General features: G+C 70.2%; 15 protein-coding genes. 6 read left to right on the top strand and 9 right to left on the bottom strand.

The features are described from left to right. Window positions 1-8: 8 nt before the first annotated feature. On the top strand, window positions 9-1,151 hold the full coding sequence (locus MUY22_RS14510) for a hypothetical protein (RefSeq protein ID WP_247060196.1): 1,143 nt from the start codon (window positions 9-11) through the stop codon (window positions 1,149-1,151). Then, complete coding sequence (locus MUY22_RS14505) at window positions 1,144-1,689, top strand: hypothetical protein (RefSeq protein WP_247060195.1); 546 nt, start codon at window positions 1,144-1,146, stop codon at window positions 1,687-1,689. Before MUY22_RS14510 ends, MUY22_RS14505 begins: the two co-directional genes overlap by 8 nt. A gap of 131 nt (window positions 1,690-1,820) precedes the next feature. On the opposite strand, the gene MUY22_RS14500 is transcribed toward MUY22_RS14505, so the two are convergent. After that, window positions 1,821-2,075: a DUF397 domain-containing protein gene (locus MUY22_RS14500; protein WP_247060194.1), complete on the bottom strand. Its 255-nt coding sequence runs from the start codon at window positions 2,073-2,075 to the stop codon at window positions 1,821-1,823. 284 nt (window positions 2,076-2,359) lie between these two features. Here MUY22_RS14500 and MUY22_RS14495 point away from each other — a divergent pair, with 284 nt between their 5' ends. Together MUY22_RS14495 and MUY22_RS14490 are read left to right on the top strand one after the other, a co-directional pair. Further along, on the top strand, window positions 2,360-2,629 hold the full coding sequence (locus tag MUY22_RS14495) for a hypothetical protein (protein ID WP_247060193.1): 270 nt from the start codon (window positions 2,360-2,362) through the stop codon (window positions 2,627-2,629). Between the two features lie 3 nt (window positions 2,630-2,632). Next, a complete protein-coding gene (locus MUY22_RS14490) occupies window positions 2,633-2,881 on the top strand; it encodes a hypothetical protein (protein ID WP_247060192.1) in 249 nt (82 codons plus the stop codon). A gap of 96 nt (window positions 2,882-2,977) precedes the next feature. On the opposite strand, the gene MUY22_RS14485 is transcribed toward MUY22_RS14490, so the two are convergent. The 5 genes from MUY22_RS14485 to MUY22_RS14465 all read right to left on the bottom strand — a co-directional run bounded on the left by MUY22_RS14485 (window position 2,978) and on the right by MUY22_RS14465 (window position 7,539). Next, on the bottom strand, window positions 2,978-4,177 hold the full coding sequence (locus MUY22_RS14485; protein WP_247059359.1) for an IS30 family transposase: 1,200 nt from the start codon (window positions 4,175-4,177) through the stop codon (window positions 2,978-2,980). A gap of 112 nt (window positions 4,178-4,289) precedes the next feature. Continuing rightward, window positions 4,290-4,895, bottom strand: a complete 606-nt coding sequence (locus tag MUY22_RS14480; RefSeq protein ID WP_247063889.1) for a class I SAM-dependent methyltransferase — start codon at window positions 4,893-4,895, stop codon at window positions 4,290-4,292. Window positions 4,896-4,897: 2 nt separating this feature from the next. After that, the gene (locus MUY22_RS14475; protein ID WP_371827616.1) at window positions 4,898-5,746 is read right to left on the bottom strand and encodes an SAM-dependent methyltransferase; all 849 of its coding nucleotides are present in this window, start codon (window positions 5,744-5,746) and stop codon (window positions 4,898-4,900) included. Then, window positions 5,743-6,573 (bottom strand): SAM-dependent methyltransferase, encoded by an 831-nt coding sequence (locus tag MUY22_RS14470; RefSeq protein WP_371827615.1) that lies wholly within the window; start codon window positions 6,571-6,573, stop codon window positions 5,743-5,745. Before MUY22_RS14470 ends, MUY22_RS14475 begins: the two co-directional genes overlap by 4 nt. Window positions 6,574-6,675: 102 nt before the next feature. Continuing rightward, complete coding sequence (locus MUY22_RS14465; protein ID WP_247060191.1) at window positions 6,676-7,539, bottom strand: helix-turn-helix transcriptional regulator; 864 nt, start codon at window positions 7,537-7,539, stop codon at window positions 6,676-6,678. 241 nt (window positions 7,540-7,780) lie between these two features. Here MUY22_RS14465 and MUY22_RS14460 point away from each other — a divergent pair, with 241 nt between their 5' ends. Beyond that, the gene (locus tag MUY22_RS14460) at window positions 7,781-8,701 is read left to right on the top strand and encodes an MBL fold metallo-hydrolase (RefSeq protein WP_247060190.1); all 921 of its coding nucleotides are present in this window, start codon (window positions 7,781-7,783) and stop codon (window positions 8,699-8,701) included. An 85-nt stretch (window positions 8,702-8,786) separates the two neighbouring features. Next, complete coding sequence (gene gndA, locus MUY22_RS14455) at window positions 8,787-10,226, top strand: NADP-dependent phosphogluconate dehydrogenase (RefSeq protein WP_247060189.1); 1,440 nt, start codon at window positions 8,787-8,789, stop codon at window positions 10,224-10,226. 156 nt (window positions 10,227-10,382) lie between these two features. Here the strand turns inward: gndA and MUY22_RS14450 are convergent, their stop codons facing one another. From MUY22_RS14450 to MUY22_RS14440, 3 genes are read right to left on the bottom strand one after another with little or no spacing between them, the layout of a single operon-like run. Next, complete coding sequence (locus MUY22_RS14450) at window positions 10,383-11,123, bottom strand: Clp protease N-terminal domain-containing protein (RefSeq protein ID WP_247060187.1); 741 nt, start codon at window positions 11,121-11,123, stop codon at window positions 10,383-10,385. Window positions 11,124-11,175: 52 nt separating this feature from the next. After that, window positions 11,176-12,390 carry an NAD(P)/FAD-dependent oxidoreductase gene (locus tag MUY22_RS14445; protein WP_247063885.1) on the bottom strand — a complete coding sequence of 405 codons (1,215 nt, stop codon included), beginning with the start codon at window positions 12,388-12,390 and terminating at the stop codon, window positions 11,176-11,178. A gap of 58 nt (window positions 12,391-12,448) precedes the next feature. Next, window positions 12,449-13,234, bottom strand: coding sequence for an IclR family transcriptional regulator (locus tag MUY22_RS14440; protein ID WP_247060185.1), 786 nt, complete (start codon window positions 13,232-13,234; stop codon window positions 12,449-12,451). Between the last annotated feature and the right edge of the window lie 159 nt (window positions 13,235-13,393).

Below are 13,393 nucleotides of genomic sequence, written 5' to 3'. Positions count from 1 at the left end.
CGGGGGAAATGGATCTCACCGCATCCGGCGTGCACACCACGTCGGTGGCGAAACAGGCGCGAACGGGGTTGCTGCCGGCGAACGTCGTGCTCGGCGGTTCGCTGTTGTCACTGGTCGGGCTGACCTGGGACATCCAGTGGCACAGCGACGTCGGGCCGGACACGTTCTTCACGCTGCCGCACCTGTTCCTGTACGCGGGCAGCGCGGTCGTCGGCCTGGCGAGCCTCGCCGTCGTGCTGCTGACGACGGCGGCGCGGCGCGCGGGCCGGCCGGTCGACCCGCGGGTCGGCGGGCGCGTGGTCAACGTGTTCGGCAGGACCTTCGCGGCCCCGATCGGTTACCTGGTCTCGGGGGTCGGCGCCGCGACGTTCCTGGTGTACGGCCTCTGGGACCAGTGGTGGCACGGCCTCTACGGCTTCGACGCGGTGATCGACTCGCCGCCGCACATCGGCCTGCTGCTGTCGATCACGGTGTCGCTGATCGGCACGACCGCGGTGTTCGCCGCGGCTCGCGAACACCGCTGGGGCCGGGTCGGCACGCTGGCGTCGCTCACCGTGCTGCTCACCTTCGGACCGGTGCTGGCGCTCGGTTTGCAGCAGGTGCCGGACGACTACGCCGACGCCGTCTCGATCGGCTGCTCGATGATGGCGGTGCTGCTGGTCGCGGTCGGCGCCGGATTCCTGCGGCGCCCGGGTGGGGCGCTCGGCACCGCGGCGATGGTCGCGGTCGTGCAGGCGGTCTTCTGGTGGTTTTCGCCGTGGGCGGCGCAGTCCTACGCCGATCTCGTCGGCCTGCCGATGCGCGACGTGGTCACCGCGGTGCCGCAGATGCCGTCGCTGACGCCGATGGCGTTGCTGCCGGTGGCCGCGCTGATGGAGCTGGGCTACCTGCTCGGCCGTCGTCGCGGCTGGCCCGTGGGCCGCGTTTCGGTGGTCGTCGGCGGGGTCGCCGGGCTGCTGATCGGCCTGAGCCTGCCGCTGCAGCGCGCGATGCTCTACACCGGCGCGCACGTGCCGCCGGTCTGGTACCTGACGACGACCGCCGTGCTCAGCGCGGCGCTGGGGCTGCTCGGCGGGTTCGCCGGGTGGCGGTTCGGCGGGATGCTCTGCCTGCTGGCACCCGCGAAGAAGGGGGAAACCGCTGATGCGTAAGGCACTTCTGGCTATGGCCGCCGTGGCCGGGCTGTTGTTCGCCACCGAAGCGCCGGCGAACGCGTACGAGCCCGTCAACATCGTGCACACGGAGCACGTGCAGGCCGGCCCGTACCGGATGACGATCGGCTTCAGCACCTGGCCGCTGCGCGCGGAGCAGTCGCTGGACTTCACCTTCATCCCCGACGGCGGGATCGCGGACAAGTCCGGCACGCTCACGATGATCAACCCGGAGGGCGGGAAGAACCGGATCCAGGCGCTGGTCCGGCACCCGCGCAAGCGCGAGGTCTGGGGGCTCGACGTCCGCTCGATGCCGCGGCCGGGCGAGTGGACGTTCCACTTCGTGGTGAACGGGCCGGCCGGGCCCGGCACCGGCGACCTGCGCGCGCTGCCGGTGCTCGAACAGCCGGGACCGCCGATGGGGCTGAGCTGGGCGATCAGCACGCTCCCGCTGATCGGGCTCGTGGTGATCGTCGTGCTGGCGTGGCGCCGGACCCGTGGCCGGTTGCGGGGAGGGGAGCTCCCGGCAATCGGGTGAGATATCGGTCACATACGGCAGTCGCCCGTATCCACGCCGTCGCGAAGGCCTCCTTCTCCGTAGAGGGGAAGGGGGCCTTCGTCACTTTCTTACACGGTCGGGTGATCATCATCACCCAGTCAAGGGATACGTCAGGCGGGCAGGTCGAACTGCCCCGCCTTCACGGCGACGAGGAACGCTTCCCACTCGGCGGAGTCGAACACGAAGACCGGGCTGGTCGAGAGCTTGGTGTCCCGGACCCCGATCAGGCCTTCCCGACCCAGGTTGACCTCGACACAGCTGCCGCCGTTGGGCTCGCTGGCGAACGACTTCTCCCACGCGGCCTCTTCGAACAGGGACACGGCCGTGCTCGGATCGTAATCCGCGAACGACGGATAATCCGCCATGGGTCGTACCTCCGTGGATCGATGGGGGGCGCGGCCGCAACCTGGTCGAAGGTACCCGCTCCCGGCTACTCAGTGTCTCAATGGAGCAGAGTGCAGGGCCAAGCGGGTGATCAACTAGCTCCGGCCTCGACATGAAGATTATTCCAGGAGTAGGATTAATCGCATCGGCCGGGGGCGGCGCTGTCGGTGAACGACAACCCGCATGCGGCGGGCGGCACGATCGCCGCGCCGGCCGCGCACAGCACACCATCCACCAACGCAGTACCTCATGGGGGAGGACCAGCGTGATCGTCGAGGACAGTGCCCCACCAGGCGTCGTCGTCGTGGGCAGGCTCGCCAAGGGAACCGCCGGTGAAGCCCGCCGGGTGGTCCACGTCTTCGGCGTGGAGGCCACCGCGGCCACGAGTGCGCTGATCCGTACCAAGTGCGGGGAAGCGCTTTCCCGCACCGATGTCGAATGGCTGGCCCCCGGGGTCGGCATGCCTTGTGAACCCTGTCTCGGACTGACCACCGGCGAACCCGCCAGGTCACCGCGACGAGAGCTGGGGGTGTAGACGATGGCCGTCCGGTTGAACTCGCTCTTACGACGTGAAGAAGAACACCGCGGCCGCCGAGGGATCGCGACCGAACTGCGGAACCGCTTCGGTTTCAGCCTGATCCAGGCGCCGCTGCGCAAGACCACCACCTGGGCCACGGACCTCGACGTCCCGGCCCGGCACTCCGACGGCGTGCGCACGACGCGCCCGCTGGAGACCGCGATCGACCTGGCCCCGCTGCTGCGCGGCCGGATCGGCTCGCGCGCCTGACTGCGTTCCACCACCACATCATGAAGGAGCCCCGGTTCACGACGAACCGGGGCTCTCGCCGTTGCAGGGCCTGAAAGCCGTGAAGGCCTGGCGGATTCACGCGGTGGTTGCAACACCTGTCGTTGGTTGATCCAACAGTAGCTTCGTGAGGACCTCGGCTGGTGTTCGCCAGCCGAGGGTCTCCCGCGGTCGCCCGTTCAGCTCAGCCGCGACCTCCGCCAGGTCCTCAGCTGTGTGCTGAGACAGGTCGGTGCCTTTCGGAAAGTACTGCCGGAGCAGACCGTTGGTGTTCTCGTTGGACCCCCGCTGCCACGGCGAATGCGGATCGCAAAAATAGATATCCAGCCCCGTGGCCAGGGTGATCGTCCGGTGATGCGCCATCTCCTTGCCCTGATCCCAGGTCAGCGACCCCAGCAGCAACGGCGGCAACGTCGCGATCATCTCGGTCATCGCCGCGGCGACGGTGGCTGCGTCTCGCCCGTCGGGCAGGTGCAGCAACATCACAAACCGGGTCGAACGCTCCACCAGCGTCCCGATCGCCGACCGGTTGTCTTTGCCCAGGATCAGGTCACCTTCCCAGTGCCCCGGGACTGCCCGGTCGGCGGCCTCGGCGGGACGTTCGCTGATGTTGACCATGTCCTGGATCCGGCCCGACGGTCGTTCCCGGCGGGCCTGGGTTTGCCGTCTCGGCATCCGCAGTGCTCGTCCGGTCCGCAGCGCCGCGGTCAGTTCCCGGCGCAACGCTCCGCGGCTTTGGACGTACAGTGATTGGTAGATCGTTTCGTGTGACACCCGCATCTCCGGCCGGTCGGGGAAGTCCAGGGCCAGTCTTTCGGAGATCTGCCGTGGTGACCACTTGCGGTTCAGCCCGGCCTGCACCACCGCCCGCAGTACCGGATCAGCGGCCAGCTTCGCGGTCTTGGGTCGTTTCGCGCGGTGTTCGGCGCGGTGCTGGGCGCTGCTGGGCCGGTAGTTCCCGGTCAGGCCGGTGTTGCGGGCCAGCTCCCGCGACACCGTCGAAGCCGACCGGCCGATCATCCTGCCGATCGCGCGGGGCCCGTGACCTGCGGCGGTCAGGCAGGCGATCTCGTCCCGCTCAGTGATGCTCAACCGGAGCGGACCGGGGCGGGTGGGTGCGTTGCTGCTCACCCCGCCAGCGTGGCGGAACAGCCGGACTCCGGTGGCGGGGGCGAAGCCGGCCGCTCGCGCGGCCGGCTTCGCCGCCTTTCCTGCCCGGATGTGGTCCCAGAACTCCAGCTGCACTGACCTGGGCAGCCAGCGATGCGCTCGAACCATCGGCAACTCCACCTTTCATCGAGGTGGTGTTGCAACGACCCCATGACTCCGAGCCTCCTTACCGGCCATAAGAGCCGGTAAGGAGGCCTTCACGGCTTTTCGCCGTTGCGGGCTACGGTTTCCGCAGCAAGAGCGCGCCGCGGCGGAAACGCTCGCCTTCACCCGGCTCGCGGTACATCCGGCCGAGCTCGGTCAACCCGGCCGCGAGGGCCAGCGCGGCCAAGTCGTCGAGCGGCCATCGGTAGGCCGGGGTGACCGCGTGGTCGAACACCGTCAGCGGCTCGCCGTCGGATTCGAAGCAGCCCAACAGAACGTGACCACCCGGCGCCAACGTCCGGGTGAATTCGGCGAAGTACCCCGGCACCTCTTCGGGCGGGGTGTGGATCATCGAATACCACGTCAGGATCCCGGCGAGCGAGGCGTCCGGGACGTCCAGCGCCGCCATCGAACCGACCTCGAACCGCAGATCGGGCGCGGCCGCCCGGGCCAGCTCGATCATCGCCGGCGACAGGTCGACGCCGAAGACGTCCACGCCGCTGTCCCGGAGGTGCGCTGTGAGGTGGCCGGGCCCGCAGCCGAGGTCGGCGACGAGCCCGGCGCCCCGCACGTGGTCGGCGAACGCGGCCAGGGCGGCGTTGTCCAACGGCGAAGCGTCCCAGACCTCACGGACGAACTCGGCGTACCGGACGGCCATCGCGTCGTAGGCGGCGGCCGTCACGCTCACGGCTTGCGGCCGAGGCCGCAGATGTGGCCGCTGAACGCCGGGTCGTTCGCGAGCTTCTTCGTCGCCCGGGACTCGATCTCCTCCGGGTGCCACTCCGGCAGGTAGACGATGCCCGGCTCGACGAGCTCCAAGCCGTCGAAGAACGTCGTGAACTCCGCCTTGCTGCGCAGGTACAGCGGGGTGCTCGACTTGTTGTACTGCTCCACGATCGACGCCCGGCTGTCGGAGTCGGCCAGCGCGTCGAGGCCCTCGGTGGTCAGGTGCGAGGACAGGAAGTACGAGCCGGACGGCAGCAGCGACAGGTACTTCTGGATGGTCTCGGCCACCGGCTCGTCCTTGCCGAGGAAGTACAGGACGCCGACGATGATCAGCCCGATCGGCCGGTTCGGGTCGAGGACGCCGGTGTCGAGCGCGCGCTTCCAGATGTCGGCCGGGTCGCGCAGGTCGCCCTGCAGCACCGCGTGCCGGCTCGCGACGCCTTCCTTCTCCAGCAGGATCTGCGAGTGGGCGACGGCGACCGGCTCGTTGTCGACGTACACGCACCGCGCGTCCGGGTTCACCTCGGCCGCGACCTCGTGCACGTTGCCGACCGTCGGGACGCCGGAGCCGAGGTCGAGGAACTGGTCGATCCCGTTGCGCGCCAGGTAGCGCACGCCGCGGCCGAGGAAGTCCCGGCCGACGCGGGCGACCGTCCGGATCATCGGGAAGGTCTTGACCGCCTGCTCACCGAACTGCCGGTCGATGGCCCAGTTGGCGTCGCCGCCGAGGAACCAGTCGTAGATCCGGGCCGCGTTCGGCCGGTCGAGGTCGACGCCTTCGGGGGCTTCGGGATCCTGCGTCGTCATGCGTTCCGTCCTCCAGGCTTGCGGCCGACACCGCCGACCACGCTCGCGAGGGGGACCGTGGCGGCGCCGGGGTCAGGGCGCCACTCTCCCACAGGCACGATTCCCGGCTCGACCACGTCGAAGGTACCGAAGAACGCGGCGATCTCGTCGAGCGAGCGGGAAACCGCGGGCGAGCTCGACCGCTCCGACAGCTTCACGAGCCGCCTGATCTGTTCCAGCTCCGTGCCGCCGACGCCGGATTCGGTCGCGTGCGACAGCACGTACGCCGATCCCGGCGCGAGCAGCTTCCGGTAGTCGCGGATCGCCTCGCGCACGCCGCCGGCGTCGGGCAGGAAGTGCAGCACGGCCACGCTGAGCAGGCAGATCGGCTCGTCCGGGTCGAGCACGCCGGTGGCCAGCGCGGCCGCCCAGACGTCCTGCGCGTCCCGCAGGTCGGCGTGCAGGACGGCGTGGCGGCCGACGTCACCGGCCTCCTCCAGCAGGATCCGCCCGTGCGCGACGGCCACCGGCTCGTTGTCGACGTACACGCACCGGCTGTCGTCGACGTGGTCGTCGGCCACCTCGTGCACGTTGCCCGCGGTCGGGATGCCGGAGCCGAGGTCCAGGAACTGCGTGATGCCCTGGGAAAGGCAGTAGCGGACGGCGCGGCCGAGGAAGTCGCGGTTGCCCCGCGCGAGGGCGCGCGCCAGCGGGAACGCCTGCAGGGCCAGCTCGCCGAACTGCCGGTCGACCGCCCAGTTGGCGGTGCCGCCGAGCGCCCAGTCGTAGATCCTCGCCACGTTCGGCCGTTCCAGGTCGACGGCGTCGGGGAGGAAGTCGGGGTCCACGATGTCCCCTTCGGATGACGCAGCCGGTGGTGGGTTCGGGCGCAACAGCAGCACTCTACCGAAAGTTGTTCACCACTTGGCCGCCTCGCGGGGCCGTTCGCCCTATTGGCTCTGCTGCATCTGCGCGCGGTAACCCTCAGCGAGCTCCTTGAGGAACTGCCGGGTCTCCTGCCGCTCCAGCGCGGCTCCGCGCAGCCTGTCCCACGAGTCGACGAAGATGTTGAAGTCCTTGACGTCGTCGAGGTACAGCCCGCCCGCGGAGTGCTCGATGTAGACGAAGTCCCGGGTGCGGTCCGGGAAGCGCATGATCGTGAAGTCGTTGGGCACCGCGGCCAGCCGCGCGCCGAAGGGCAGCACGTGGACGTAGACCCGCGGGTGCCGCTCGAGCGAGAGCAGGTGCTCGACCTGGTCCAGCATCACCGCGGGCGCGGACCCGCCGGGCGCCCGGCGCAGCGCGCCTTCGCTGATGATGAACCGGTAGTACGGCGGCTGCTGCTGTTCGAACACGGCTTTGCGGTCGAGCCGGTTGCGCACCAGCGACGTCACGTCGGTGGCGCCGAACTCGGTGAACTGCTTGAGCATGTAGTGCTCGGACTGCAGCGGGCCGGGGATGCGCTCGCCGTGCCAGGTGAGGATCTCCGCGGCGGCGGGTTCCAGGTCCGTGAAGGTGCGGAACCAGTGCGGCACCACGGAGCGGTAGCCGGACCAGTGGCCGCGCTGCCCGGCGGCCGCGCGCGCCAGGTTCATCAGCGTGTCGGCCTCTTCGCCGTTGATCCCGAACGCGTTCAGCATCGATCGCACATCCCCGAGCTTGACCCCGACGGCACCGGACTCGATCTTGTTGACCTTGCCCTGGGTGCAGCCGAGAACCTCGGCGACCTGCTGCTGTGTCATCCGCGCCGCGGTGCGGGCGTGCCGGAGCTCGTTCCCGAGCTGCTTCCGGCGCGAGGTGACGGTGCTGGCCATCGCCCTGCTCTCCCGGACCACTATCAAGCGATGACAGCCCGTATCCGGAGCCGTCATCACACGCGAACTATCGAACTCACCCAGGTTAGTGCTTGCCCTGCGGATCTCGATGATGACATCGCGCAGCGTTCCAGGAAATGTCGCGGAACGCCAGCCACCTGGGTTGTCACTCGCCTGGACCAGCGAAATTACGAATTATTCCGCCAACCGGCGGAGCCGGTTCTCGGGCAGACTGGTGCGCGTGACCGATCGTTCTCCCGCCGCTGCCGCCGTCACCCGGCTGGCCGACCAGGTCCACGGGTACGTCCAGCCGGACGGCTCCTGGTACATCAACAACTGCGGGTTCGTCGCAGCCGGTGACCACACCGTGCTGATCGACACCTGCTCGACCGAACGCCGCACGCGCGCGCTGCTCGCCGCCGTCGAGGGCGCCACCGGCCGCCCGGTGACGACGCTGGTGAACACCCACCACCACGGCGACCACACCAACGGCAACTACCTGGTCGAGGGCGCCACGATCATCGGGCACCGCAAGACCCGCGAGCTGATGGTCGCCGAGGGCATCCAGACGTTCGACGGCATCTTCACCGGCAGCGACTGGGGCGAGCTGCGGTCGCGCCCGCCCGAGGTCGTCTTCGACGACCGGCTGACCGTGCACGCCGGCGACGTCACGATCGAGCTGATCCACCCCGGCCACGCGGCCCACACGACCAACGACGTGCTCGTCTGGCTGCCCGAGCAGCGTGTCCTCTACGCCGGTGACCTGGTGTTCAACGGCGGCAGCCCGTTCGCGCTGATGGGCTCGGTGGCCGGCTGGCGCAAGGCCCTCGACGTCATCCGGGAGCTGGAACCCGAAGTGATCCTGCCCGGCCACGGCCCCGCGTGCGGCCTGGACGTCGTGGACACAGTGGACGGCTACCTGGCCTTCGTCCAGCGGACGGCGGAGCGCGGGAAGGCCGCCGGGCTGGGGCCGCTGGAGCTGGCCAAGGACACCGACCTCGGCGAGTTCGCGGGCCTGACCGAGCAGGAGCGGCTGCCGGGCAACCTGCACCGGGCGTACGCCGAGCTGGACGGCGCCGAGTGGGGCGCGCAGATCGACCTGGTCGCGGCCGTGATGGACATGGTCGCGTTCAACGGCGAGCCGATCCGGTGTTTTTCCTGAACTGAGTGGCCCCCATCGCCGTGACCTCCCTTGAGGCGTCGATCGGACTAGGGTCTGAATCGAGAGAGTCTTCGGAAGGATGCGGATGAGCAAGAAGGCGAGCATCGGGGTCACCGGCCTGGCGGTCATGGGCCGCAACCTGGCCCGGAACCTGGCGCGGCACGGCCACACGGTGGCCCTGCACAACCGGTCCGAGGAGCGGACCCGCACGCTGGTGGACCAGTTCGGCGACGAAGGCGACTTCATCCCGGCGTACTCCGCGCAGGAGTTCGTCGACGCGCTGGAGCGGCCCCGGCAGGTCGTGATCATGGTCAAGGCGGGCGGCCCGACCGACGCCGTCATCGACGAGTTCGCGCCGCTGCTGGAAGACGGCGACGTGATCATCGACGCCGGCAACGCGCACTTCGCCGACACCCGACGTCGTGAGAAGGCCCTGCGCGAGCGCGGGCTGCACTTCGTCGGCAGCGGCGTCTCCGGCGGCGAGGAAGGCGCGCTGCACGGGCCGAGCATCATGCCCGGCGGCTCGAAGGAGTCCTACGAGTCCCTCGGCCCGCTGTTCGAGGACATCTCGGCGAAGGTCGACGGCGAGCCGTGCTGCACGCACATCGGCGCCGACGGCGCCGGCCACTTCGTGAAGATGGTGCACAACGGCATCGAGTACGCCGACATGCAGCTGATCGCGGAGTCGTTCGACCTGCTGCGCGGCGCGGGCGGCTACTCCCCCGCGGAGATCGCCGACGTGTTCCGGACCTGGAACACCGGCCGGCTCGACTCGTACCTGATCGAGATCACCGCCCAGGTGCTGGCGCACGTCGACAAGTCGTCCGGCAAGCCGTTCGTCGACGTCGTCGCGGACGCCGCCGAGCAGAAGGGCACCGGCCGCTGGACCGTGCAGATCGGCCTCGACCTCGGCGTCCCGATCTCGGGCATCGCCGAAGCCGTCTTCGCGCGTTCGCTGTCCGGCTCGACGTCGCTGCGTTCGGCCGCTCGCGGCCTGGGCGGCCCGGCGCGCTCGCCGCTGACCGGCTCGTCGCTGGAGCGCTTCGCCGACGACGTCGAGCAGGCGCTGTACGCGTCGAAGGTCGTCGCGTACGCGCAGGGCTTCAACCAGATCCAGGCCGGCGCGACCGAGTACGGCTGGGACATCGACCTCGGCAAGGTCGCCTCGATCTGGCGCGGCGGCTGCATCATCCGCGCGAAGTTCCTCAACGACATCACCGCGGCCTACGCCGAAGAGCCGGGCCTGCCGACCCTGCTCACCTCGGGCGGCTTCCGCAAGGCCGTCGAGGACGCGCAGGACTCGTGGCGTTCGGTGATCTCGACGGCGGTCAAGCTGGGCATCCCGACGCCGGGCTTCTCGACGGCGCTGGCGTACTACGACGGCCTGCGCGCCGACCGCCTCCCGGCGGCCCTGGTGCAGGGCCAGCGCGACTTCTTCGGGGCGCACACGTACCGCCGCGTCGACCGCGACGGCTCGTTCCACACCGCGTGGGCCGAGGACGGCCGCCCGGAGTCCGACGCCTGAGTTCAAAGCCGTGAAGGCCTCCTTACCGGCTCTTATGGCCGGTAAGGAGGCCTTCACGGCTTTCCGGGGTGCCTGAGCGGGAAGACCCCCTGGTCCATCCCGATCAGAGCAGCGTCACCAAGGCCAGCGCTAGCAGCGCGGCCAGCAAGAGCAGCTTCACTGGCCTCGCGCGGCGAGGATCTCCGTCAGGACCGCGACGATCTTCGCCTCCGCCTTGTCCTTCTTGATCCCCAGGCCGTCGAGCACCTGGAAGCCGACGCCTTCGCCCTGCTCCAGCAGCGCCAGCAGGATGTGCTCGGTGCCGATGTAGTTGTGCCCCAGCCGCAGCCCTTCGCGCAGGGTCAGCTCCAGGGCCTTCTTCCCCCCGGGGCTGAACGGCATCGGGCTCGGCACCTCGCCGGCCGGCTCGGGCAGCTGGGCTTCGGCCGTCTCCTGGACGGTCTCCAGCGTGACGCCCTGGGCGAGGATCGCGCCCGCCGCGAGCGCCGCGGGCTCGGTGAGCAGGCCCAGCACGAGGTGCACGGTGTCGATCGCCGGGCTGCGGTGGTCGATGGCCGCCTTCTGCGCGGCGACGATCACGTGCCGCGCGCGGTCGGTGTAGCGGCCGTAGACGCGCTCGATCGCGCCGGAGACGTCACCACCCGGGTCCACCTTCGGCACGAACCGCTTCTGCGCGGCCTGCTTGGTGACGCCCATGCTCTTGCCGATCTCGGTCCAGGACGCGCCGGAGCGGCGGGCCTGGTCGACGAAGTGGCCGATGAGGTGGTCGGCGACGTCGCCGAGGTGCTCGCCCATGTAGACGGCGTCAGAGAGCTGGGCGAGCGCGTCCTGGTCGTTGTTGCTCTTGATGGCGGTGATGAGGTCGTCGAGTTTGACGGAGTGGTCAGGCAGGTTCATGCCGTCAACTGTAGGTTGACGCATCAGATGCGTCAACCACGAGTTGACGATCTCAGGCGACGCGCGCCTTCAGGTGCGCCTTCAGATCGAACCCGCTCGCTTCGAGGTCCGCGTACGCCGGGTGCGGGTCGGCGGTGAACAGCCGCCGTGCGGCGATGTGGTCGGCCGGGCGGTTCACCGACTCGACCGCGATGAGGACGTCATCGCGGAACGACAGCACCGAGAACTTGCCCGCCTCGCGATCACCCGCCACGACCGTCCGGTCGGCGCGGTCGAGGATCCCGGCGATCTGCAGCTTCGCGCCCGACTGGTCGGTCCAGAACCACGGCAGGCTCGCGTACGGCTCTTCGGCGCCGGTCAGCGCCGCGGCCACGCACCGGGCCTGGTCGACGGCGTTCTGCACCGACTCCAGCCGGGTCGCCGCGCCCGCCTGCACGCACGGGAAGTTCGCGCAGTCGCCGATCGCGAAGATCCGCGGGTCGGCCGTGCGCAGGTGCGCGTCGACGACCACGCCGTTCGCGATGTCCAGCCCGGCGGCCTCGGCGAGCGCGGTTTCCGGCACGACGCCGACGGCGATCACGACGAGGTCGGCGGGCAGCCGCGTGCCGTCGGACAGCTCGACCTCGCGCACCCGCGAGTCGCCGTGCAGCGCGGAGACGCCTTGGCCGAGCAGGACCGTGTGCCCGGCCTCGCGGTGCAGTTCGGCGAAGTACCCGGAGATCTCGGGCGACGCGACGCGGTTGAGCAGCCGGTCCTGCGCCTCGACGACTGTCACCGGCCGGCCGGCGTGGGACGCGAACTCGAGCCCGATGAAGCCACCGCCGACCACGACGACGTCCTGAGCGTCGGACAGCGACGCGCGGAGCCGGTCGGCGTCGTCGCGCGTGCGCAGGGCCAGCACGCCCGGCAGGTCCGCGCCGGGCACCGGCAACGCCCGGTTGCGCGCGCCGGTGGCCAGGACGAGGTGGTCGTAGGCCAGCTCCTCGTCGTCGTCGAAGTGGACGCGGTTCGCGGCCCGGTCGATCGACTTGACGCGCGCGTCGACGAGTTCGATGCCCTTCTCGGCGAAGAAGTCCTCGCCGCGCAGGTGCAGCTGCTCGAGCCCGGCGGTCCCGGCCAGGTAGGCCTTCGACAGCGGCGGCCGCTGGTACGGCACGCCGGGTTCGTCCCCGACCAGCACGACCCGGCCGTCGAAACCCCGGTCGCGCAGCGATGCCGCGGCCTGGAACCCGCTCTGCCCGGCGCCGACGACGAGAACCGTGCCCACTCCCTGCTCACCCATGGTTTCATCTGAGCACAACCCGCTCGGCTCGTCGAGGAGTCGATCAGTGGGGTTCGCCGCTGGTGCGCAGCGCGCGCGGGGCGCCGAGGACCCGCGAGATCCCCCTCGCCGCCGCGCGCACCGCCGGGACCAGCGTTCTCGGGTCGGTGCCCTCCGCCGGCACGACCACCGAAATCGCCGCCGCCACCTCGTCGTCGGCGCCGAAGACCGGCGCCGCCACCGAGAGGGCGATCAGCTCGATCTGGCCGTCGCTGATGGCGTACCCGTTGCGCCGGACGTCCGCGAGCACGCGACGCAGCTCACCTTCCGAGCTGATCGTCTTGGTTGTGAACACCTTCAGCGGACCCTCGACGACCTCCGCTTGGACGTCGGCCGGCGCGTGCGCGAGCAGCACCTGGCCGACGCCAGTCGCGTGCGCCGGCAGCCGGCCACCGACCCGCGTCAGGACGTTGACCGCACCGCGGCCGGAGATGCGCTCGACGTAGACGACCTCCGGCCCGTCGAGCACCGCGAGCTGCACGTTCTGGTGCGTGGCCTCGTAAAGGTCCTCCAGGAACGGCATCGCGCTCTCCCGGAGTTCGGCCCCGTGCGGCGCGAGCGAGGCGACCTCCCACAGCCAAAGCCCGACGCGGAACGCGCCCGCTTCGTCACGGACGAGCGCACCACGCCGGGTCAGCTCACCGGCCAGCCGATGCGTGGTGGACAACGGCAACCCGACGCGGCGGCTCAGCTCGGACAGCGTGAGCTGCGGCCGCTCGGCGGAGAACGCGCCGAGCAGATCGAGGACACGATCAACCACCGACGGCGGCCGCTGCGCGCTGTGTCGCATGGGGATCAGTCTTCGCACCAACGGGGTGACCCGCAACCCGCGGCCAAACCGTGCGCAGGTACGGCGCGTGCGGGCGGTGCGGCCTGCGCCAACGACTTCGGCGGCAGTTGATGTCGCCCACGTACTGGACGCAGTAGCCGTTCGCCGACGCCTTGACCG

The organism is Amycolatopsis sp. WQ 127309 (assembly GCF_023023025.1).
In the GTDB taxonomy this organism is placed as follows: Bacteria; Actinomycetota; Actinomycetes; order Mycobacteriales; family Pseudonocardiaceae; genus Amycolatopsis.
Note: the sequence above shows the minus strand (reverse complement) of the source record. Positions and strands in the feature narration are given on the sequence as shown.